The 21,643-nt window shown below is 70.1% G+C and carries 20 protein-coding genes; 11 read left to right on the top strand and 9 right to left on the bottom strand.

What is annotated here, in order from left to right:
- Nucleotides 1-61: 61 nt before the first annotated feature.
- A complete protein-coding gene (locus ACWDEW_RS32455; RefSeq protein ID WP_120049495.1) occupies nucleotides 62-502 on the top strand; it encodes a DUF6069 family protein in 441 nt (146 codons plus the stop codon).
- Between the two features lie 91 nt (nucleotides 503-593).
- Nucleotides 594-1,628, top strand: coding sequence for an SMP-30/gluconolactonase/LRE family protein (locus ACWDEW_RS32450; RefSeq protein WP_246090762.1), 1,035 nt, complete (start codon nucleotides 594-596; stop codon nucleotides 1,626-1,628).
- A 316-nt stretch (nucleotides 1,629-1,944) separates the two neighbouring features.
- Here ACWDEW_RS32450 and ACWDEW_RS32445 read toward each other — a convergent pair whose 3' ends face one another.
- The 5 genes from ACWDEW_RS32445 to ACWDEW_RS32425 are packed head-to-tail and all read right to left on the bottom strand — an operon-like array spanning nucleotide 1,945 to nucleotide 6,562.
- Nucleotides 1,945-2,955, bottom strand: coding sequence for an alpha/beta hydrolase fold domain-containing protein (locus ACWDEW_RS32445; protein ID WP_427168745.1), 1,011 nt, complete (start codon nucleotides 2,953-2,955; stop codon nucleotides 1,945-1,947).
- Nucleotides 2,945-3,343, bottom strand: coding sequence for a metal-sulfur cluster assembly factor (locus ACWDEW_RS32440; RefSeq protein ID WP_427168744.1), 399 nt, complete (start codon nucleotides 3,341-3,343; stop codon nucleotides 2,945-2,947). Before ACWDEW_RS32440 ends, ACWDEW_RS32445 begins: the two co-directional genes overlap by 11 nt.
- Nucleotides 3,340-4,416 (bottom strand): amidohydrolase family protein, encoded by a 1,077-nt coding sequence (locus ACWDEW_RS32435; RefSeq protein WP_427168743.1) that lies wholly within the window; start codon nucleotides 4,414-4,416, stop codon nucleotides 3,340-3,342. Before ACWDEW_RS32435 ends, ACWDEW_RS32440 begins: the two co-directional genes overlap by 4 nt.
- A complete protein-coding gene (locus ACWDEW_RS32430; protein ID WP_427168742.1) occupies nucleotides 4,413-4,904 on the bottom strand; it encodes a GlcG/HbpS family heme-binding protein in 492 nt (163 codons plus the stop codon). Before ACWDEW_RS32430 ends, ACWDEW_RS32435 begins: the two co-directional genes overlap by 4 nt.
- The gene (locus ACWDEW_RS32425; protein ID WP_450517487.1) at nucleotides 4,901-6,562 is read right to left on the bottom strand and encodes a GMC family oxidoreductase; all 1,662 of its coding nucleotides are present in this window, start codon (nucleotides 6,560-6,562) and stop codon (nucleotides 4,901-4,903) included. The genes ACWDEW_RS32430 and ACWDEW_RS32425 overlap by 4 nt, the downstream gene beginning before the upstream one ends.
- A gap of 459 nt (nucleotides 6,563-7,021) precedes the next feature.
- On the opposite strand from ACWDEW_RS32425, the gene ACWDEW_RS32420 reads away from it, so the two are divergent.
- Genes ACWDEW_RS32420 through ACWDEW_RS32410 form a run of 3 tightly spaced genes read left to right on the top strand, consistent with a single transcriptional unit; the run spans nucleotide 7,022 to nucleotide 9,721 of the window.
- Nucleotides 7,022-8,320 carry a Rieske 2Fe-2S domain-containing protein gene (locus tag ACWDEW_RS32420; RefSeq protein WP_450517485.1) on the top strand — a complete coding sequence of 433 codons (1,299 nt, stop codon included), beginning with the start codon at nucleotides 7,022-7,024 and terminating at the stop codon, nucleotides 8,318-8,320.
- A 7-nt stretch (nucleotides 8,321-8,327) separates the two neighbouring features.
- Entirely contained in the window at nucleotides 8,328-9,296 is a 969-nt protein-coding gene (locus ACWDEW_RS32415) for a PDR/VanB family oxidoreductase (RefSeq protein WP_450517484.1), read from the top strand.
- Nucleotides 9,293-9,721: a nuclear transport factor 2 family protein gene (locus tag ACWDEW_RS32410; RefSeq protein WP_120049487.1), complete on the top strand. Its 429-nt coding sequence runs from the start codon at nucleotides 9,293-9,295 to the stop codon at nucleotides 9,719-9,721. Before ACWDEW_RS32415 ends, ACWDEW_RS32410 begins: the two co-directional genes overlap by 4 nt.
- Nucleotides 9,722-9,750: 29 nt before the next feature.
- On the opposite strand, the gene ACWDEW_RS32405 is transcribed toward ACWDEW_RS32410, so the two are convergent.
- Both ACWDEW_RS32405 and ACWDEW_RS32400 read right to left on the bottom strand, forming a co-directional pair.
- Nucleotides 9,751-10,446 (bottom strand): TetR/AcrR family transcriptional regulator, encoded by a 696-nt coding sequence (locus ACWDEW_RS32405; protein WP_246090756.1) that lies wholly within the window; start codon nucleotides 10,444-10,446, stop codon nucleotides 9,751-9,753.
- Between the two features lie 127 nt (nucleotides 10,447-10,573).
- The gene (locus ACWDEW_RS32400; RefSeq protein ID WP_450517481.1) at nucleotides 10,574-11,320 is read right to left on the bottom strand and encodes an SDR family NAD(P)-dependent oxidoreductase; all 747 of its coding nucleotides are present in this window, start codon (nucleotides 11,318-11,320) and stop codon (nucleotides 10,574-10,576) included.
- 360 nt (nucleotides 11,321-11,680) lie between these two features.
- On the opposite strand from ACWDEW_RS32400, the gene ACWDEW_RS32395 reads away from it, so the two are divergent.
- Nucleotides 11,681-13,390 (top strand): MFS transporter, encoded by a 1,710-nt coding sequence (locus tag ACWDEW_RS32395; protein WP_450517479.1) that lies wholly within the window; start codon nucleotides 11,681-11,683, stop codon nucleotides 13,388-13,390.
- Between the two features lie 160 nt (nucleotides 13,391-13,550).
- Complete coding sequence (locus tag ACWDEW_RS32390; protein ID WP_430379344.1) at nucleotides 13,551-13,970, top strand: nuclear transport factor 2 family protein; 420 nt, start codon at nucleotides 13,551-13,553, stop codon at nucleotides 13,968-13,970.
- Nucleotides 13,971-13,998: 28 nt separating this feature from the next.
- Here ACWDEW_RS32390 and ACWDEW_RS32385 read toward each other — a convergent pair whose 3' ends face one another.
- On the bottom strand, nucleotides 13,999-14,811 hold the full coding sequence (locus ACWDEW_RS32385) for an IclR family transcriptional regulator (RefSeq protein ID WP_450517477.1): 813 nt from the start codon (nucleotides 14,809-14,811) through the stop codon (nucleotides 13,999-14,001).
- Between the two features lie 115 nt (nucleotides 14,812-14,926).
- On the opposite strand from ACWDEW_RS32385, the gene ACWDEW_RS32380 reads away from it, so the two are divergent.
- Nucleotides 14,927-16,147: an FAD-dependent monooxygenase gene (locus ACWDEW_RS32380; protein ID WP_450517475.1), complete on the top strand. Its 1,221-nt coding sequence runs from the start codon at nucleotides 14,927-14,929 to the stop codon at nucleotides 16,145-16,147.
- Nucleotides 16,148-16,359: 212 nt separating this feature from the next.
- Nucleotides 16,360-18,054, top strand: a complete 1,695-nt coding sequence (locus ACWDEW_RS32375; RefSeq protein WP_430379341.1) for a thiamine pyrophosphate-binding protein — start codon at nucleotides 16,360-16,362, stop codon at nucleotides 18,052-18,054.
- Nucleotides 18,055-18,187: 133 nt separating this feature from the next.
- On the opposite strand, the gene ACWDEW_RS32370 is transcribed toward ACWDEW_RS32375, so the two are convergent.
- Nucleotides 18,188-19,438, bottom strand: coding sequence for an acyl-CoA dehydrogenase family protein (locus ACWDEW_RS32370; protein WP_450517473.1), 1,251 nt, complete (start codon nucleotides 19,436-19,438; stop codon nucleotides 18,188-18,190).
- Between the two features lie 232 nt (nucleotides 19,439-19,670).
- Between ACWDEW_RS32370 and ACWDEW_RS32365 the strand changes: the two genes are divergently transcribed.
- Together ACWDEW_RS32365 and ACWDEW_RS32360 are read left to right on the top strand one after the other, a co-directional pair.
- Nucleotides 19,671-20,153: a VOC family protein gene (locus ACWDEW_RS32365; RefSeq protein ID WP_162951926.1), complete on the top strand. Its 483-nt coding sequence runs from the start codon at nucleotides 19,671-19,673 to the stop codon at nucleotides 20,151-20,153.
- A gap of 140 nt (nucleotides 20,154-20,293) precedes the next feature.
- The gene (locus ACWDEW_RS32360) at nucleotides 20,294-21,586 is read left to right on the top strand and encodes a PucR family transcriptional regulator (RefSeq protein WP_162951925.1); all 1,293 of its coding nucleotides are present in this window, start codon (nucleotides 20,294-20,296) and stop codon (nucleotides 21,584-21,586) included.
- Nucleotides 21,587-21,643: the final 57 nt, after the last annotated feature.

Genomic DNA, 21,643 nt, shown 5'->3' with positions numbered 1-21,643 from the left:
ACAGCCGCAGCCTGAACCGACCCACGCCCTGCACCGCCCTCACCCGATCCGGAGAAACATCATGAGTGGACAGCTCGCTACCCGCCCGGCCCGCCCCGGCGGCCTCGTCGTCGCCGGCGGCCTGATCGGCACCGCTGTCGTCGCCGTCGCCCTCAACGCCATCGTCGCCGCGATAGCCCACGCTGCGGGTGCCTCCCACGATTTCCAACCCCTGCAGCTCTCCGCCTACGCGCCCCTCACCGTCATCGGCGTCCTGGCCGGCGCCGTCGGCTGGGCGATCGTCCGCGCCCGCTCGGCACGCCCCTCCCGGCTGCTGCGCATCCTCGTGGTCGTCGTCGTCATCCTCAGCCTGATCCCGGACATCATGGTCGGCGTCTCCGACAGCAGGCCCGGCACCAGTTGGGGTGCCGTCGTCGCCCTGATGGTCATGCACGTCGTGGTCGCCGCCGTCGCCGTCCCCGCGTACCACCCCCTTCTCCCTCTCCCCGCCGCCCAGGACTGACCTCATGCGTCCCGCCCGGACGGGCGCGGCTTCACCCCTTCATGTCCCACTTTCCGCGCAGCCGCAGCTGCACCCTTTCGAGAAAAGTGCGATGACCTCCATGGAAAACTCCACCACGGCCTCCGCCGCAACCCACCTGAAGAAGCGCTCCACGCGTGTGGCGGTGATCGCCGCGGCGGCCGTCCTCGCCTCGGCACCGTATGCCTCCGCGGCGACACAACAGGCGTCCTCCAAGCCGGTCGTCACCGACGTGAGAACGCTCGCCGCACTGGACTTCACCGCCGGCGAATCCCCGGAGAACATCACTGTCGGCCCGGACAACTCGCTGACCGTCTCCACGCTGGGCGGGCACACCGCGGCGGGCGAGCGCCCGGCACTGTTGCGGATCGACCCGTCCGGGCACAGCACGGTGCTCGTGGCCGGGCAACCGGGCGACGCGTTCAGCGGCATCACGCGCGGTCGCGACGGCACCACCTACTACAACGTCGCCTCTGACGACGACTCCCGGGCCGGTGTGTGGAAGCTGCCCCCGGGTGGCACCCCGCGCCGCATAGCCGCCCTGCCCACCGACGGACTCGCCAACGGCCTGGCCCTCGACCCCGCCGGGCGCACCCTGTACGTGGCCGACAGCAGCAAGGGCACCGTATGGGCCGTCCCGGCCTCCGGCGGGAAGGCGACCGCCTGGCTGACCGATCCCGCCCTTGCGCCCGACCCGTCCGTTCCGTTCGGCGCGAACGGGCTCCGCTTCCACCGGGGCGCCGTCTGGGTCTCCAACAGCGCGCACGGCACTCTGCTGCGGATCCCGGTCACCGCCGCCGGCGCCCCCGGCCGCATCCACACCGTGACCAGCGGCCTCACCAGCGTCGACGACTTCACCTTCCTCAACGACCGCTCCGACGTGGTGTTCGCCGCACAGAACGGCCTCAACCAGGTCGCGGTCGTCCATCCCGACGGGACCAAGGAAACCGTCCTGACCGCCTCGGACGGCCTCGCCTCACCCACCTCCATCGCGCTACGCGGAGACCGGATCTACATCACCGACGCCGGTTTCGCCGAGCCCCACGACGCGAAAGTGCAGCGCGGAACGATCAACCCCGCCGCCCTGAACTGCGGTCCGGCCGCCTGAACACGCCACCGCTGGCGGCGTGTTAGTGACGGCGTTCACTGTCAACTCGGTGGACGCCGTCACCGCTGTCATCCGCCGCCGAGGTGAGACCCTCCGAAGTCACCCGGCCGGCGGGCCTGTCGCGCGCCCTCTGGCCGGTCCGGAACGGGAAGGCTGCGATGAATCGGCCCGGCAGGGGCACCGCTTCACGAAGGTCTCCGCTGCTGCGCCGGACTTTCCGGGTACTCCCACACGTGACGGCCCCCGGAGATTCCGGCGGCGGTCGGCGCGAGCCGGGACAGGGCGCTGCCGATGCCGTAGTAGCGCAGCTGGTGTATCAGGCGTTCCAGGGATCGGTTCGCAGATGGCGGTCGAAGAAGCGCTCGATCAGCGCGGGGGTCAGCCGCACGGAGTGCTCGGTGTCCGCAGTGCGGGAGGAGAGCAGGGTGGCCGTCATGGGGTTCAGTTCCCAGCCGCCGGTGTTGAGCAGGCCGTGGTCGGCGCCGTGCACCAGCAGCAGGTGGGACTCGGCGCCCGCGGCGGCCAGGGCGTTGTGGAGGCGGCGGCTCTGTGCCGGGCCGATGAGGAGGTCGGCGTCGCCGTGCAGCAGGAGCACGGGTGGCACCCGCGCGTGGACCTGCCGGGCCGGGCTGGCCTCGACCGCGGCGGCGGCCCTGTCCGAGGGAGGGCCACCCAGCAGACCCCAGGCCGGATCGGAGGCGTCCACGCCCAGCATCCCGCCGGGTAGCGCGTCCTCATCGAGACGGAGCAGGTCGGTCGGGGGATAGCCCGCCACCACCGCGCCTACGCCGGACGCCGCGGGGGAGCCGTCGGCTTCGGTGGCGAAAGCCGCGAGCAGCGCGAGGTGGGCACCGGACGAACTGCCCCACAGACCGACCGACGCCGGGTCCAGGCCGTGCGTGTCCGAGAGGTCGCGCAGATGGCGCAACGCGGCCTGGACGTCGTGCAGTTGCGCAGGCCAGAGGGCGGCCTCGGAGGAGCGGTACTCGATGTCCGCCATGGCGTATCCGCGTTCGGCGAAGAGCCGGGACAAGCGGGGCCCGTAACCCCGGCGTTGGTGGCGCCAGCCGCCGCCCGCCAGCCACACGATCAGGGGAGTGGGGGCCGTCGTGGACGGCGGGAGATACAGATCCATCCGCAGGTCCGCGCCCGGTGCCGAGCCGTATGCGATGTCGCGCACCACCCGGACGGGAGTCGGGTCGACCCTCTCGGGCGGGAGCGGTGCCCGGCTGAGCCCTTCCATGAAGCGGCCCATGACAGCGGCGTTGTTCGCCGACACGGCCGTCAGGTCAAGGGCGAGCGACTGCTGCGGGGTCTCACTGGTCACCGGCTCGTCCTGTCCTGGTCACGGCGAGGAGGGGGAGGGTACGGCGCTTGTATTCACGGTGTTCGTCGAGCCGTTGCCGGTAGTGCGGTGCGAGCTTCTCCGGGGTCCAGTCGAAGTCGTCCGCAAGCCGCACGTCCACCGCGGACACACCGGTCAGAGCCGTGAGCCGGACCTGAGCCTCGGCCGCGAAGGAGCCGATGAGCACACAGCTCGGCTCGGTCACGCCGACGGTGACCGCGACGCGCTGACCGCCGGTGCCATCATCCTGCACGTGAATATCACCGACGAGTCCCATGTCGTCGAGGCCGGCGGGGACTCCCGCGGTGATGCTGCACGGATCGAGTATCTCGTTGAGTGCCGCGCGGACCTGGGCTTCCGTGACCGTCATCGGGCACCGGCCAGGGCGTCGTCGGCCGGGGCGACCCGTCCGCCCCAGGGCTCTTTGAGTTCGGTGGTGTCGAACTCGTCGCCGCGGATGCGCTCGCGGAGGTCGTTCTCGTCGATGCCGTGCATCCGCAGGAAGTTGCGGCCGAGGATGTCGGCCTTGATCTCGTTGGTGAGGTCGGGCAGCCCGTACTCCTCGATCAGGTCACGGGGCATCTCGAAGTTCCAGAACGCCTCGATCGCCGGCCGGGGGTGGACCGCGTCGCAGCCGGTCGCCCAGATGATCCGCTCGGCGGCACCGGCCTGCAGGAAGGCGCCCAACGCCTGGGCGAAGCGGCCAGGTGCGTAGACCGCCATGAAGGACGTGGCCTCCAGGTTGACCCATACGTTGCGGAAGGACTCCAGCTGAAGGGCCGTCTCCTCGACGAAGGCCATGCCGCCGTGGACGACCTCGAAGGTGAGGTCCGGGAAGGCCAGCGCGGCTGCCTCGACGTCACCCATCCCGAGAGCGGAGGTCGGCCCCGGCCCCACCGGGAGCGCCTTGTGGATGGCCACGACCTTCAGACCGTGCTGCCGGGCCCGCTCGAACAGCGGGAAACAGATCTCCGGGTCACCCATGTCCAGCGCGGTCACCCGGCCCTCGACGACATCGATCGGATAGAGCTTGAGCGCGTTGACCCGGTGCTTCTCCACCAGCTCGTCCACCCGGTCCAGGGCGCCGGGGCGCAGCGGGGACACCGCGCCGTAGATCAGCACGCGCTCGGGCCACTTCTCGCGCATCTCCAGCCCGACGCCCAGCGCCGAGCCCCCGTCCCGGAAGTGGCCGTAGATAGGCGTCTCGTGGTACGCGATCACATCGGTCTGGCTCTCCGCGAGCAGGGCCCGGCCGATGATGTCCGCGCCCGCCCCCCGCATGTAGGTGGAGCGCTCCAGGGTGTACGCGGGGCCGCTGACCCGCTTGTGCAGGCCGTAAAGGTGCTCCCCGATGGCCGCCCCGATGTGCGGGTTGACGCAGTTCTCGGGCCGGAAATTGTAGTTGTGGGCCACGCCCTCGACGACGAGGAAGTCATCGATCACGGTCGTTCTCCTTCACGTGCCGGGGACATCCCGGGAGTTGCGGGTGCAGCGGGGAGCACGGCCGCTCGGTCGAGCAGGTCCCCCAGGCCCTCCAGGGCGCGGGAGGCGAGTCGCTCGTCGGTCTCGGCGTCGGCACCGCCGACGCCGACGGCGCCGATGACCTCGCCGTCGTCCACGGTGATGGGCACACCGCCCGGCACCGGCAGGAGCTCGGCGTCGACCAGGTGCACGGGCGCGTGCGCCATCGCGGGGGACGCGGCGAGAGCGGCGAACTTCGAGGTCGGCAGGCCGGTGACGGCGGCGGTGTAGGCCTTGCGGCGCGCGGTCTCGATCCCGATGCGCCCCACTCCGTCGTCGCTGAGCAGCACCTTGATGACGCCGCTGCGGTTGACGACCGCCACGCAGACGCGCGCGCCCTCGGCCCGGGCCGCCTCCAGCGCGGCCTCGGCCGCCCCGTGAGCGACGGTGTACGACAGGGCTTCCCTCATCCCGCGCTCCTCTCCTGAAGCGCGGCGCCGGAGGCCGCCGGGATTCCCCGGATCAGGTCCGACGCCTTCTCGGCGACGGCGATGACAGTGGCGTTGATGTTCGCGCCGGGCACGCTCGGCAGCACCGACGCGTCGACGACGCGCAGTCCGTCGACGCCGCGCACCCGCAGCTCGGGGTCGACGACGGCCGCCTCGGAGGTGCCGATGGCGCACGTGCCGCAGGCGTGGTTGGCGGAGTAGCCGGTCTCCCGGAAGTAGCGCTCGAAGTCCTGGTCGGTGCGCACGTCGGGGCCCGGCGCGAGCTCCGCCCGGATCATCGGGGCGACCTCGGGGCTGCGCAGGACGGCCAGCGTGGTGCGCACGGTCTCCCGCAGCGCGGCGACGTCCTCCGGCTCGGTGAGCAGGTTGAACGTGATCCGCGGCGGGGCGGCCGGGTCGGCGGAGCCCAGCCGTACCTCGCCGCGGCTGCGGGGGGTCGCGACGGCGTTGAGGGCCACGCAGTGACGGTTCTTCAGCGGCCGTATGCCGGGGAACCAGGGCCGGGCGTCGAAGCCACCGCCCAGGATGCCGAGGAACCCGTCGGGACGGTCGAGGTCGGGACGGGTGCGGACGTAGGCGGACAGGAACTCGGGCATTCCGGCCAGCGGGCCGCTCCCGGCCAGCAGCCAGCGGACCGCGCCCAGGACCGCCCGGTCGGCACGCAGGTGCTCGTGGAAGGTCACCGGGTCCTTGACGTCGAACAGCACGGGCGCTGCCGGGTGGTCCTGCAGGTTGGCCCCGACCCCGGGAAGGTCCAGCGCCGTATCGACACCCAGCCCGCGCAGCTGGTCCGCCGGACCGATGCCCGAACGCATCAGCAGTTGCGGTGAGTTGTAGGTGCCGGCGCACAGCACCACCTCACGGGCGGCGCGGATCACCCGACTGCGTCCGCCCTTGACGACGCGGACACCGCTCGCACGCCCTCGCTCCAGGAGGACCTTGTCCACCAGCACTCCGGTGAGCAGGGTGAGGTTCGGCCGCTGCCGCAGGACGGGGCGCAGGTAGGCGGCGGCGGTGCTGTGGCGGCGGCCGCGGCGGATGGCGGTCTCGTTCTGCCCGGCTCCGGTGGGATCCCCGCTCTGGGTGTCGTCGGGGAACTCGATGCCGAGCGAGCGGGCGGCGCTGTCCAGACGCCGGCCGAAAGGACCGCGCCGGACAGTGGTCGACACGGTGACGGGCCCGTACCCGCCGTGGTGCTCGGTCTCCCCGCGCCAGCTGCTCTCCGAGCGGCGGAAGTACGGCAGCAGGTCGTCCCAGCCCCAGCCGGTCGCACCGGACTTGACCCAGTCGTCGTAGTCGAGGCGGTGTGCGCGGACATGGGTCGAGCCGTTGATCGATCCGGTGCCGCCGACCAGCCGGCCGCGCGGGACGGGGATCCGCCGGCCGTTCAGGCCCGGCTCGGGCTCCGACTCGTAACCCCAGCTGATGTCCTTGCGTTTCGACAGCAGTCCGACCCCGAGGGGCAGCCGCACCAGCAGGCCGCGATCCGCGGACGGGCCGGCCTCGATCAGCAGTACCCGTGTCCCGGGGTCCGCGGACAGGCGCGCGGCGAGGACGCACCCGGCCGTCCCCGCGCCGACGACGACGTAGTCGTATTCGGTGCCGCGCCCGGCGCTCATGCGGAGGCTCCGGTGGGGGGTCGGGACATCTCGCTCTCCTTCGGCTCTGGACGAACGCACGCTTAAGGAGCTGCGGAAAATCGCGGGGGAGGCGGTCGCCGGCTCGGCACGTTCTCAGGTGTGGGCCCGAGGTGCTGGCTCGGTCCGCGAGCGGCTCGTCACCTCGGTGCCGCACCACCGTAACAAGGCGTCCGGCGATCCGACAGAGGTCTGCAAGTAATTCATCAAACGAGGTCAGAGCCATTGACAGTTTTTCATCAGACCCGTACAACGGCATGAACGCCCTGTGGGCGCCAACCGCTCGCCGCGCCCGTCCGAGCGTGCCGCAAGAGCCGCCGCACGCACCTGGGACGACGCCTCGCGACCGTACGAAACGGCCTCGACCGCGGGTTGTCCGAGCCTTCGAACGGCCCTCATACAAGCGTCCCCGCTGCCTCAACGCCGAGGAGATGGATCCACATGACCGACACGACCGTGCCCGACACGGGAACCGGCTACGGGCGCAAGCCCTCCTCGCACGACGCCCGTCTGACCGAGGTCGGCCCCGGCACGCCGATGGGCGAGGCGCTGCGCCGTCACTGGCAGCCGATCGCCAGCTCCACCGCCCTGACCAGCGACGTTCCCCACCGTGTCCGCATGCTGGGTGAGAACCTGATCGTCTTCAGGGACGGCCAGGGCCGCCCCGGTGTCGTCTTCGAGCGGTGCGCACACCGCGGCAGCAGCCTTTTCTACGGCCGCATCGAGGAGGACGGCATCCGCTGCTGCTACCACGGCTGGAAGTTCGACGTGCAGGGCCACTGCCTGGAACAGGCCTGCGAACTCGACGGCGGCCGCCGCCGCGACCTCGCCCGCCAGCCCTGGTACCCGGTGGAGGAGGCCTACGGCCTGGTCTTCGTCTACATGGGCCCGCCCGAGCTCAAGCCCCCGCTGCCGCGCTATGACAGCCTTGAACCCCTGGGCGAGGGCGAGAGCTACCACACCAGCTGGATGGTGCCCGGCGCCGAGGTGATCGGTCTGGAGCAGGACTACAACTGGCTCCAGCTGTTCGAGAACGCCGTCGACCCCGTGCACGCGGCGTGGCTGCACTCCAACCACAGCGGGTTCCAGTTCCAGGGCACCGGCACGACCGGCTTCCCCGAGCACTACTACGACCCCTCCACGGCCGCCGAGCGCACCACCTACCACCGCACCGGCAACGGCGTGAAGTACATCTGGCGCTACCAGGACGACCTGGGCGCCGACGGCGCGAGCGTGGACCTGGAGTGGTCCGTGGAGTGCATGCTGCCCAACATCATCGCCCTGCCCGACTTCATCCGCTCGACCCCCGACGTGCGCTGCGACATGCTGATCTGGGTGGTCCCGGCCGACGACACCCACCACCGGCTGGTCTTCTCCGTCCGCTCCGCCGATCCCGAGCGGGCCACGTCCTTCATGTTCGGCATCAAGCAGAACGGCAAGGACGGCTGGCTGCTGAGCGAGGAGGAGAAGCAGCGCTTCCCCGGCGACTACGAGGCCCAGTGGTCGCAGGGCCCCATCACCCAGCACTCCGAGGAGACCCTGGCTCCGTCCGACAAGGGCGTCGTCATGCTCCGGCGCCTGCTGCGCACGATGATCGACGACGTCGAGGCCGGACGCACCCCGCTCGGCGTCGCCACCCCCGGCGAGCCGGTCCGCCACGTGGAGGCCGGCCTCGTCACCCGGCCCCAGGCACCCGCGGAGACCGACCGGGTGGCCGCGCCCACGGCAGCGGGGGCGTGACCGAAGCGTGAGCACCACCTCCTGGACGGACGTGGTCGTCGTCGCCCGCTACGACGCCACGCCCAGAATCGCGGTCTTCGACCTCGCCCGCGCCGACGGCGCCGACCTGTGGGAGTACGAACCCGGCGCCCACATCGACGTAGAGGTCGGTGAAGCGGCACTGGTCAGGCAGTACTCCCTGTGCGGGCCTCCCGGCCTCCACAAGCAGTACCGGATCGCGGTCCTCGACGAGGCCGCCTCGCGCGGCGGATCACGCGCCATGCACGCCCTCACCGAAGGCGACACGCTGCGCATCGCCGCACCGCGCAACCGCTTCGGTCTGACGTCCGCACGCCAGCACCTGCTCCTCGCGGGCGGCATCGGCATCACCCCGCTGCTGTCGATGGCCCAGATGCTCGACACCACCGGGGGCGACTACCACCTGCACTACTGTGCCCGCAGCCGGAGCGAGGCCGCCTTCCTCGCCGAGCTGGAGGACCATCCGCGGGTCACCCTCCACTTCGATGACCAGGCACCCGAGCAACTCCTGGATCTGCGGCGCGACGTGGGGGCACCCGCCCCCGACACCGCGGTCTACGTCTGCGGTCCCGGCGGGTTCATGGACTACGCGCTGGGGCGGGCAGCCGAGCTGGGATGGCCCGCGTCCGCCCTGCACAAGGAGCGTTTCAGCGCCGCGCCCCCACCCGCCACCGAACCCGACGGGACAGAGGTGGGCGGGTTCACCGTGCGCCTGTCCTCGACGGGAGCGGAGTATGCCGTCCCCGAGGACCAGAGCGTCCTGGACGTCCTGCTGGCGAACGGGGTCGAGGCGCCCTACTCCTGCGGGCAGGGCATCTGCGGCGAGTGCATCGTACGGGTGCGGGCCGGTGAGCCCGATCACCGAGACGACATCCTGACCGACGAGGAGCGCGCGGAGGGCCTGTTCACCCCCTGCTCGTCCCGGTCGAGATCCCCGATCCTGGAGCTCGAACTGTGATCGACTCACCGACACACGCGACAGTGGAGACCGCGCGCTCTGTCCCGGCCACTGTTGAGGACGCCGAGGCCGCCTGGCTCGCCGCGCAGACGCTCCCGGACCCGGAGCCGGCGATCCGTGCCCTGCTGCGTCCCGACTGCGTGATCGTGCACTCGGCCGTCGGCCACATCCACGGCGCGGACGACTGGCTGGCGTACGCCAGGCGCATGGGCCGCACCAGCCAGGTGGACACCTTCGACGTGACCGTGCAGAGGTTCGGCACCACGGCCGTGGTCAGCTGCCTGCAGGAGATGCGGGTCGCCTACGTCCCCGACCTGCCCCCGTTCGTCGTACAGGCCGCCGTCACACGCGTCTGGGTGCGGTCCCCGGAGGGCGGGTGGCAGCTGGCGCATTTGCAACTGGCCCGGCGGCTGCCGCCGGGCTGAGCATCCCGGCCCCGTGAAGACGGTGGCCGTCAGTCCTGGGGCTCGCCGTTCACCGGCGGGCCTTCGTCCTGTGGCGCTTCGGCGAGTGCGGAGATGATCTGACCCACCTGGTTCGCGTAGTGGTCGATGAACTCCGGTGAGGCAGGGTCCTGCTGGACGAGTTCACGAGCGATCCACGGGATGGCCACCGGAGCGATCGAGGCGGCGAAGAAGACGAGGGCCACGGCCCCCACGTCGAGGTCACTGCGGAACTCACCGCGCGCCTGCCGTTCGCGGAGTTCCTCGACGTGCTTGAACAACTCGGCGGCTCGCTCGTCCTCGGCGGGCGGGCGTGTGCCGGGGTCTTCGCGGGTGACCATGTGCACCCACCCCGGGTCCTCGTGTGCCCAGTGGACGTAGCGCCGCACGGCCTCCGCGAAGGTGTGGGTCTGGCTGACCCGCATGGACTCCTCGAGCCACTGCTCGCTCAGTGCCTCGTACAGCCCGCGTTTGCCCCCGAAGTAGTAGGTGATCAGCTGATGGCTGACGCCGGCCGCCTCGGCGATCCGTACGACCCGGGCCCCGTCGAAACCATGGGTGCCGAACTCCGTCGCGGCGGCGGACAGGATGGCCCGCCGGGTGCCCACCGGGTCCCGCTGGCGGTCGGGATTCTTGGGGGCCCTGCGGCGCTGCTGTCGGCCCGACGGTGCTTCCGGCTTTCCCGACGTCGTTTCCTCCGCTGTCACACGGCCGACCTTACCGGCGCTCTCGTTGGACGGGCCAACTACCTGCGGCCCCGTGGTGCTCGCGGCCGGAGCCCCCGTCGCCGGTGGTCACCGGTGCTTCGCGTCCGGTCCCGGGGCAGGAGATGTCTCAGCGGCGCGTGCTGCCGCCGTCCGCGACGATGATCTGCCCGGTGACGAACGCGGCGTCGTCGCAGGCGAGGAAGGCCACGACTCCCGAGACATCGGCCGGTATCTGTACACGTTTGATGTTCTGGATCTGGACGGTCTGCTCGAAGAAGAGCTCGCTCGTCTTCTCCGCGGCCGCGGCCGTCCGCACCAGACTCGCCGCGACGCCGTTGACGGTGATGTCATGAGCGGCGAGGTTGGCGGCCAGCACCGAGGTGAGGCCGTTCAGCGCGCCCTTGGCGGAGACATAGGAGACGAAGAGCGGCGGGGGAGTCCAGTAGCTCGAGGACGTGATGTTGATGATTCGTCCCGACCCGGACTTCTTCAGGTCCGCCAGGAACGCCCTGGAGGTCAGGAAGGGGCCGTCCACGTTGACGGCGAAGGTGCGGCGCCAGTCGTCGTAGGTGACGTGGTCGATGTCGGCCAGCAGGATGACGGCGGCGTTGTTCACCAGGATGTCGGTGGCGCCGAGCTCACTTCTCACCCGAGCGGCAAACTCGTTGATCGCGTCCTCGTCGGAGATGTCGACCTCGTCACTGAGGAACCGCTGACCGGTTGCCGCAACGAGTTCCCGCGTCTCGTCGGCCGGATCGACGTCCGCGACCGCGATGTCCGCGCCCTCCGACGCGAGTCTGCGAGCGATCTCCTGCCCGATTCCGGCACTGCCCCCGGTCACGACGGCGGTCTTGCCCGCCAGTCTTCCAGTCATGGCTCATTTCTCCTTGGCCGGCGCTCGAACGGAAGCGGAGCGACACACAGCGTCCTGGGGATTGTGCGCGTCGAGGCTGCGGCCAAGGTCGGCCTGTTCGTCCAATGAACATGTCCATTGAGTGCGACGGGGGTCGTTCCTACCTTGTCGCTGCTCGGCTGGTTGGCCACCGGGACGAGCGTCCTGAATCAGAGCCGTTCGAATTCAGTTTTGGTCGATGAGCCACGCGGAGGCGCTCCGCAAGGCCTCAGGGCGGTTCGGCAGCGTGTTGCCGGGATGACCGCGACAAGAACACCCACAGCGAGATCCGGCAGCGGACGCCGGTTCCGACAGTTGCGCCCTGCGCGCGAGGAGTCATCCATGGTTCAGACCGACACACCCAGTGCGGCACAGGAAGAGGGTGGCAGATACACCCTGAGAGCAGGCACTCTGGCGGCGGTGGTGCTCGCCGTGTGCCTCGCGCAGATAGCCCTCTCCGTCCCCTCGCTCATCAACGGGCTGGTCCAGCAGGATCTCGCACCGTCCTCGGCCCAACTGACGTGGGTCACCGAAGCCTTCATGCTTCCGGTCGCCGCCATGGGACTGGGCTTCGGCGTGTTCGGTGACCTGTTCGGCCGCAAGCGCCTGCTCGTCGGGGGCGCCGCGCTCATCGCCGTGGGCGCGACTCTCGCGATCCTGACACCGGGCGCGGGATCCTCTCCCGACACCCGGGTGACGTTGCTGATCCTTGCCCAGGTCCTCAGCGGCATCGGGGCCGCGGCCATCTTCCCGACGAGCCTCGCCATGGTGGCGGCCGGCACGCACACCACCGCCGCCCGCGCGCGCGGCGTCGCGGTCTGGGCCACCGCGCTCTCGGTCGGCGGCTTCCTCGGCCCGCTGCTGGCCGGCATCGCCGCCAAGATCGATCTCGGCTGGGCCGGGAACGCGAACTGGCGCTGGGCCTTCGTCGGCGTCCTCGTCATCGCCGTGACGAGTGTGGTCCTGTCGCTGGCCCTCGCCCAGAACTCCTCCGCGCCCGAGGGCCGGTCCATCGACTGGCCGGGTCAGATCACCGCCACGCTCGGTCTGTTCGCTCTGATGTACGCCGTGATCCAGGGCTCCGAGAGCGGCTGGGGCAGCCCGCAGATCGTCGTCGCGTTCATCGTCGCGGCCGTCCTCCTCGTACTGTTCGTCCTTGCCGAGAGCCGTGCGGCCGAGCCGCTCCTTCTCCTGAGCGTGTTCAGGAACCGGGTGTTCGCCGTGAACTCGGTGGTCACGCTGATCGGTATGTTCGCGTTCCTCGTGATCATGTACGGCACCAGCATCCGCCTCACCATCATCCAGGGATTCAGCCCCCTGCAGAGCTCCGTCGCCTACCTCTTCTTCGGAGGCATCGGCTTCGTCCTGCTGCCCCTCACCTCCAAGCTGCTCGAGCGCTTCAACCCCCGGTGGGTTCTCTGCGGGGCCCTGACCCTCATCGGCGCCAGCGGGCTGTGGTTCGCCGGCATTTCGACGAGCAACCGGGCGCTGAGCGCCATCTTCGGGCCGCTGATTCTCGCCGGCGTCGGCTCGGCACTCGCCTTCGCTTCCATCAGCGCGGTCGCGGTCAACACACTTCCCAACCACCTCGCCGGTATGGCGAGCGGGGTCACCAGCACGTTCCGGGATCTCGGGTTCGCTCTCGGCCCCGCGATCGCCGGCGCCATCGCGCTGAGCCGGGCCGCCGACGAGATCGCCCGCAAGCTGTCCGGCGATCCTCAACTGAGGAACGCCTACGAGGCCTTCCAGGCTTCGGCGGCCCATGCTCCCGCCGCGCAGAGACCGCAGCTGGAGGCGGCGGTGCACGCCGTGCAGTCGGGCCCGCTCGGAGCCAACTCGGTGCCGTCCAGCATCACCACGCCGGATGGCCACGTCGTGCCCTTCAACCCCCTCAAGCACGTCGCTTTCGACGCCCTCAGCAGCAGTTACTCCCTCGCGTACGTTCTCGGTGGCGTGGCCGCCCTCGTGGCGGCGGCACTCACTCTCGTCGGCGCGCGCGGTGGCGCGGTCCAGGCTCATCTCGAGGACGACCCGCACACCCTCGACGGCTGACCTTCTGAGGAACGGGCCGGCGCCGGAACACAGGCAGCCGGCCGACCAGGACAACAGAACAACCACAGCGCCCGCCGCGATCTCCCTCGGGAGCAGTCGCGGCGGGCCACGGCGTACCGGGCACCACGACCAGCAGACGCACTCGGACAGGAGTCGAACAATGACCACCGCGCACCCAGGTCCGGCCAGTGTGAACGGCATCCGCATGCCGGACACGGTCGATCAGGCGGAGGCGGCATGGCTCGTCGCGATCACGGCCGGCGACGAGGAGCAGCGCCGGCTCATGCTTCCGGACTGCGTGATCGTGCACGCGCCGGTCGGGAACGTCCATGACCGCGAGCGCTTCCTCAGCTACAACGCGTCCATGGGACCCACCCTCGAGGCGGAGACCAGCGAAGTGACGTGTCGGGAGCGAGGGGGGCGGGCGATCGTCACGTGCCATCAGAAGATGCGCATCCGGCGCCTGCCCGACCTGCCGCCGTTCCTGGTGCAGGCCGTGGCCACCCGGGTGTGGTTCTCGACCGACGAGGGATGGCGCCTGGGCCACATGCAGCTCTCCCGGCGGCAGCCGCCGGTATGACACGCCGGTTCCCTCGCGCTGCGAGGGGTCATGCAGCGCGAACGGGAATACCCGGCCTCCAGCCCAGGCTCCTGGACAGTCCCAGTCCGCTCGCGACCAGTGTGGGAACGGCCGCCTGCAGTTTGATCGATCCGGCGGCCACCACCACGGACATGGCCGCGACGACGTTGCCGCTGCCGTCGACGATGCGCGTCGCAACCGACTCGGCCCCTTCGCTCAGCTCTTCCTTGACGACCACCGTTCCGGTCGCGCGACAGGACGCCAGTTCGCGACGGAGTTCGGCGGGGTCCACGATCGTCCTGGGGGTGAAACGCTGCAGCCTTCCCGCCAGCACCTCATCGATGAAGGCCGGGCTGCTGTGGCTCAGCAGCACTTTGCCGACACCCGAGCAGTGCAAGGGCAGAAGGCCGCCGACCTGCGAGGTCAGACCGACGGCGTTGACCGCCGACAGCCGCTCGATGATCACGGCCTGGTCGCCCTGGAGGACGGCCAGCTGCACATGCTGGCGAAGGGCGGTGTACAGGTCCTCCACGAACGGCTGCGCGGCGCTGCGCAGCGTCTCGGCGCGCGGCGCGAGAGTCCCGAGGCGCCACAGCGGCAGACCGATCGCGAACCTGTTGCCGCTGGTGCGCTCCAGCGCGCCGGCCTCCAGAAGGTCGAGCGTGAGGCGTCTGGCGGTGGCGTGCGGCATGCCGGTACGCCGGACCAGGTCGGCCAGGCTCAGCTCGGTGTGGTCGGTGTCGAAGGAGTACAGCAGATCCCACAGGCGAGAGCTGACCGATCGTCCTGGCTCTTGCGCGCGGGGCATGGCCTCTCCTCCATCGTCAGTGGCTTCGGCCACCCTACCTCGCATGTTCGTTGGATGAACCACTCTGTTCTAACAATGCGCGATGTGCCGAAGTCTTGCGCAGAGCCAGTCACCTACCTCGGCTCAAGGCCCATGGGAGGGAAAGAGAATGACGAGTACGGAAGCCGGCCCGAAGATCGCGATCCTGGGCGGCGGCATCGGGGGCCTCGCCGCCGCGGCTTTCCTTCGCGAGAAGGGCTTCGACAGTGACGTCTACGAACAGGCGGCCGCCCTGACCGAAGTCGGTGCCGGCCTCGTGATCGCGCCCAACGCCGCCCGCCTGCTGCGACGTCTCGGTGTGCTGGAGCGGTTCATCAAGCGCGCGGTGCGGATGGAGACCGGCTGGGAGTTCCGGCGCTGGGAGAACGGCCAGGTCCTGTCCGCGGAGAACCTTCAGGAGGGGTGCGTACGCCTGTACGGCGAGCACACCTATGCCGCCCACCGCGCCGACCTGCTGGACGCCCTGAGGTCGGCCGTCCCCGAGCACTCGATCCACCTCGGCAAGCGCTGCGTCGCGGTCGAGTTCGAAGGCGACCAGGCGGTTCTCCGGTTCGAGGACGGTGAGACGGTCCGCCCGGACATCCTCATCGGCGCGGACGGAGTCCACTCACGCGTGCGCGGCGCCATCGTCGGACCGACCGAGGCCAGGGAGTCGGGCATCTGCGCCTTCCGGGCCCTCGTACCTGCTCAGAAGGCACCCGACTTCGCCAGGCGGCGCGCCCAGACCCTCTGGATCGGCCCCGACCACCACCTCGTGCACTACCCGGTCTCCGGCGAGGAGTACGTCAACCTCGTCGCCTTCGCACCTGCCGGAGCCAACAGTGTCGAGTCATGGACGGCCACCGCGACACTCGAAGAACTGCTCGACGAGTTCGCCGGCTGGGACCCGCGTCTGGTGGACCTGATCACGGCGGCCGACACGCCGGGACGCTGGGCATTGCTCGACCGCGAGCCCCTCGACAACTGGAACCGCGCAAACGCGACCCTGCTGGGCGACGCGGCCCACCCGATGTTCCCGTTCTTCGCCCAGGGCGCCGCCCAGGCGATCGAGGACGGCGCCGTCCTGGCCCTGTGTCTCGCGGAGGATCCGGAGAATCCGGTCGCGGCACTGGGACGCTACGAAGAGCTCCGTCGCCCCCGCACGACACGCCTGCAGGAGGTGTCGCACGGAAGGTCCCACATCAACCACCTTCCGGACGGCCCCGAGCAGCAGGCGCGCGACCTGGCGTACGCGCAGGCCGACCCCCTCAGGGCGAACGGCTGGATCTACGCCTACGACCCCGAGGTCGCCGCCGGGCGTGTGATCAAGGCCGAGCCGAGGACGCCGTAAGCCTGACACCGCATCCGCTCATCCGCGCACGGTCCGGTCGGCGCGGTCGCGAACCGCGCAGGTCGGACAAGGCGTTGACCATCCAACGAACACAGGCATTGTCGCTCCCCAGACCTCACCCGAGACTGCGGAACGGGCGGCCCGGGACGCGGCCCGGTCCCCAGCGCATCGTGTCGAAAATCCTGAGCACGTCCAGAAGGGCGGATCATCGAATGGCAACCACAACCGGTAGTGGGCTCGTCGTGCGAACCCTGCAGCGAGCCGGCGTCAACGTGGCCTTCGGCCTGCCCGGAGCACACATCGACGGCATCCTCCAGGAGGCCCTGGACGCCAAGCTGCGGATCGTCGACGTGCGCCATGAGGTGAACGCCGGCCACGCCGCCGAGGGCTACGCACGGGTCACCGGGGGCCTGGGGGTTGCCGTCGTGACAGCGGGCGGTGGCTTCACCAACGTCCTGACCTCGATCGCCAACGCCCATCTGGACCGGACCCCCGTCCTCTACATCGCGGGCTCCGGCCCGCTGGAGACGGACCAGGTCAACGACCAGCAGGCCGGGTTCGACCAGGTAGCCATGGCCACTCCGGTGACCAAGTTCGCGCACCGCGTGACCCGTACCGAGCTGATTCCCCGTCTGGTCGCCCAGGCCGTCCGCATCGCGCAGTCGGAGCCCAAAGGCCCGGTGCTCCTGGACATCCCATGGGACGTCCTGCGTCAGCAAATCGAGGGCGACGAGGTCGAGGACTACCGCGTCGAGATCGACGGCACCGGCATCGCCCCGGCCGGCGGCGTCGACCGGATCATCGAGGCACTGGGCGCCGCCCGTCGGCCCATCGCACTGGTCGGCAAGTCCTTCGTCACCGCCGAAGCGCGCGCCCAGTTGCACGAGTTCGCCGCCCGTACCGGGACGCCCCTCTTCTCCGACTGGGAGGGACTCGGTGCCATTGTCGGGTCCGAGCAGCACGTCGGTCTCCTGCAGACCCTGGCCACCGTCCCCGAGGACGAGCGACCCGACCTGGTCCTGATGCTGGGGCTGCGCTTCGGCTTGGCCACCCAGTTCGGCACGGGCCGCCTGCTCCCGAAGAGCGCACGGATCTTCCAGATCGACCCCGACGGCCGTGAACTCGGCCGTCTGCAGACGGTCGAACTCGGCGTCCAGGCAGACCCGATCGCCACGATCGGCCTGCTGAACGAGCGTCTGGGCGACGGGCCCGCGCCCGCGGGGCGCGACGACTGGCTGGCAACACTGCGGGACATCTCGGCCACCCGGCGGTCCGCGCTCGCCGCCGAGACCGAGGAGCACGAGGGCGCGATCCACCCCTACCTCGCGGTCCGCACGATCGCCGAGAGCGTCCCCGACCAGGCCACCGTGGTCGTCGACGGCGCCCTGACCGAGCTGTGGCTCTCCGAGACCATCGCGCTCGCACCGCTGGCCCACTACCTCGGCCACGGATACCTCAGCTCCATGGGCAGCAACTTCGGCGTGGCGCTGGGAGCCCAGTACGCCGCCCCCGACAAGGCGACCATCCTCGTCACCGGCGACGGCGCCGTCGGCTACAGCCTCGCCGAGTTCGACTCCCTCGTCAGGGCGGGACTCCCGGTCGTCGTGATCGTCCTCAACAACCAGGCCTGGGGCGCCACCCTGCACACCCAGCAGTTCTTCTTCGGACAGGACCGCGTCACCAACAACCGCCTGGAGAACGGCTCCTACAGCGGCGTGGCACGCGCTCTCGGCGCCGACGGCGTCGACGTCACGGAACTGGACCAGCTCGCCCCGGCGATCGAGGCAGCCCTCGCGGCCGGCCGACCGACCTGCATCGACGTGCGCGTCAGCCTCGCGCCCATTCCTCCGGAGGAGCGGGTCCTGAACGGCGGAGCACCGTTCGGCGGCATCGAGATCGACGCATGAGGCGCTTCCGGTAGTACAGGGGGCGCCCCCGGCTGGGCCGTCGCGCCGCACGGTCTCCAGCAGATGAGCCCTGTCCCACAGGCCCCGCGGGCTTGGTGGGACAGGGCTCACCGGCACCGGCTCTGAGCGCGCCCTAAGCGGAGTGCAGGTCCAGCCCGAAGTGCGCCCTCGCCGTCGTCACCGTGATGACGGGCACGTGCTCCGCGATCTGCGCCTTCGACATCTGCGTCACCAGGAAGTAGTCCTGAAGCGGCAGCCCCTTGCGCGCCACCGAGGAGCCCACCGAGCGGAACAGCAGTTCGGCGGCCTCGTGCGACAGCCGGCACGACGTGTACAGCACATTGCCGAGGGCGACCCAGTCCTCGAAGGAGGGGATGTCACCGCTCGCCCAACGCTCGCCGAGGCGCTCGTAGTCGTGGGCCGCGGTGAGAAGGACCGCCTGCGCGGCGTCGATCGTCGCCCGCGCCTGGCCCCAGATCCGCTGGCCCTCCTCGTGCTTGTACCGCTCGACCAGCGGCGGGTACAGGCGCTTCTTGGTCAGGATGGTCTCTTCGTAGGCGTCGAGTGCCGCCCACGCCGTACCGACCTGGACCGCCGCGAGCGAGGCCGGATACAGCGGCTGGATCTGACCCAGATACAGGGGGTTACCGGTGGAGCGGGTGCCGTGCGTGCCTTCGGGGAGGTTCGAGTAGCCCCATTCGAACAGCGGGGACACGTTCTCGGCGGGGACGAAGACGTCTTCCGCGACCACCGTGTTGGACCCGCTCGCGCCGAGGGCCATCGTGGCGTGTGCCCCCCAGTCGTCCCGCACGGAGTAGTCGTCGCGGGGGAGGAGAGCCACCACCGGGACGGGATCGGTGCCCTCGGCCAGGATGACCGTGCTCACCATCGCGTGGGTCGAGTACGGGACACCGGACGAGTACGGCCATGCACCGGTGAGGCGGTATCCGCCCTCCGTGGGGACCAGCGAGCCTCGGGGGTTGGCGGAGTGCGGCGCGATGAAGACACCGTCCTCGCCGAAGGCATCCCGCACGACCTCCTCCGGGAAGTGCGCGACCAGGGGGATCGTGTGACCGGTCCCCAGGGTCAGACACCAGCCGATACCGGGGTCCCCGCGCGAGATCTCGATCATCGTCCGGTAGTACGTCTCCAGGCCGAACTCGTACCCCCCGTACTTCCGCGGCTGCACGAGGCGGTAGAAGCCGGCATCCTCGAACGCCTTGTGGATCTCGGGGGAGTACGTGCCCTCATCCGCCGCTTTCACGCGGTTCTCCCGGAGGGTCGGGCGCATCGCCGCGGCACGGGCGATGACCTCCTCCGCGGTGAGGTCCGGCTCCGGTATCCGAAGATCGCCGAACACGGCGGTCGTGTCGTGCGACGACATCGTCGCTCCCTTCGTCCGCTCCGTCTCATCCGGCCTCAATGCCGTGAGACGAGGAGTGGATCGAGTCAACGCCCGGCTCCCCGCGCGCCGCTTGCCCCGATCCGCCAAATCCGGCACAGCGCATTGACCCGCGGAGGCAAGCGAAATGAACGCGTGCCGAACGAGCATGAGAGCCACCTGTTCGATGAACGCGCAGTGGCACGACGAAAGAAGCAACGAAGGGGTTGTTGAAATGGCGAGTGTTCAGCACCTGGCTGTACGCGTCTCGGACCTCGAGCGCTCCACGAGGTTCTACGTCGAGACCTTCGGCGGCAAGGAAGTCCTCAACCCCTACCACACCGGCAAGCAGATGACGGAGATCATCTTCGGTCTGAAGGACACCGACTACCGCATCGGATTCGTCGAACTGCCCGACGGCTTCGGCCTCGAACTGTTCCAGTTCCTCCCCGATCGCAACCCCACGATCGGGGTGCCGCAGCCGGAAGCGTCGTTCATGCACTTCGCCATCGCCGTCGACGACGTCGAGGCCACGCTGGCGCGTGCGGTGGCGAACGGCGGGGAGAGCTTCGGCGATCCGGCCGGGTGGGCTCCGGGCGACCCTGCGAAGTACACCTACATCAAGGACCCGGACGGGAACATCCTCGAAGTGAACGACACGACCTGGGAGCGCATCCTGCACTCCGCGATCGAGCTGTACCCCGAGGCCAAGCGGTAACGACGGCCGGATCGAAGGGAGGGCCGGAGCGCCCCGGCTCTCCCTCCAGCGTGCTGCCCTTCAACGGGTGCACCCGTATATCGTGATGCCATCAAGCCCGGCCCCATCGGGCGCTCGCGACGATGCGAGAGGGGACGCGGATGCCCGCCACCAGATCCTGGGTGTGTCAGCTGCGCCCCACCGCCCTCCCCGACGACCTCGAGCCGGCCTGCCTTCCGCAGACCTGGAACCGGACCGTCGCCGACATCGGTATCGGGGCGTCCGCGTGGGCCGTCGAGTTCTGTCACGAACTCGCGGGGCTCGCGGTCGACCCCGACATCCTCGCAGTCCGTCGCACGGAAGCCGCTGAGGAGCTGCGCCCCACCGCCGAGGCGGTCGTCATGGAGGCCCTGGCAGCTCTGTGTCACGGCCGACCGGTCCCCACGACCGTCCCCCCGGAGACGGCCCGGCAGATCGCCCGCGCGGTCCGACAACGGATTCCGATCGAGCGTGTGCTCGCGTTTCAGCGGGCCTCCCATGCCCGCTTCAGCGACGCTCTCGTCTGCGAGTTCCGGCGCCTCGTGCCGGCCGATCAGCAGTCGGAAGGCCTCTTCGACCTGTCTCGGTTTCTGGTCGACCTCGTGAGTACCTTCTCGCTCGCGTGCAGTGCCGCCTACGCGGCCGAGGAGCAGGCGTGGCTTGCGAGCACTGACGGCTCGCGAGGGGAACTGGTCAGGGCTCTGCTGCGGGGCGACCACATGGATGTGAACCCCGCGAAGGCGCTGCGGTACGAGCTGGCGAACCGGACCCATGTCGGCCTGATACTGCGACGCGACGCACACGACGACGCGGCGTCAAGCAGCCTCGATCGAGTGGCCGCAACGCTCCTGACACAGATCGGCGCGATCGGGCACCTGGTGATCCCGTCGGACGAACGCGAGGTGTGGGCATGGGGCGCATTCGCCGACCCGCGCAGCGCGGCGGTGCGCTCGCTCCCCGTGGTGCCGGGCGCCCTGGTCGCGGTCGGGCGCCCGGCGCGCGGCCTCGACGGCTTCCGAGCCACCCACGAAGAGGCGACCGCGGCGGCCCGCGTCACGCTGTACTCGGCCGCCCGCTCACACGATCGCACGGTCTTCTTCGACGACGTCCGACTCGCGGCGCTGCTCACCTCGGACCCGGAGGGGGCGCGAAGCTTCGTCCGGGACGAGCTCGGGGCTCTGGGGCATCCGCGAGAGGCGGTGCTCCAGAAGACCGTGCGCGTCTACCTCGAATGCAACTGCAGCCCCGCGACCACCGCGGCGCGGCTCGGCGTGGTGAAGAACACCGTCGTATACCGCATTCGACGTGCCGAGGAAATTCTGGGACGGAGCGTCAAGGAACAGCAGGGGATCCTGTGGGCGGCGCTCCATCTCGTCGATGTCGTCGACCCCGTGGAGTCGCAGTATTCGGCCTGATGACGGAACGCCGGACGGGGCGAGGGGGCTCGGGGCCGGGTTGTATGCCCGTGTGTC

Source organism: Streptomyces sp. NPDC001100 (assembly GCF_053598575.1).
The sequence above is the reverse complement of the archived record's forward strand: the minus strand, read 5'-3'. Positions and strand labels throughout refer to the sequence as shown.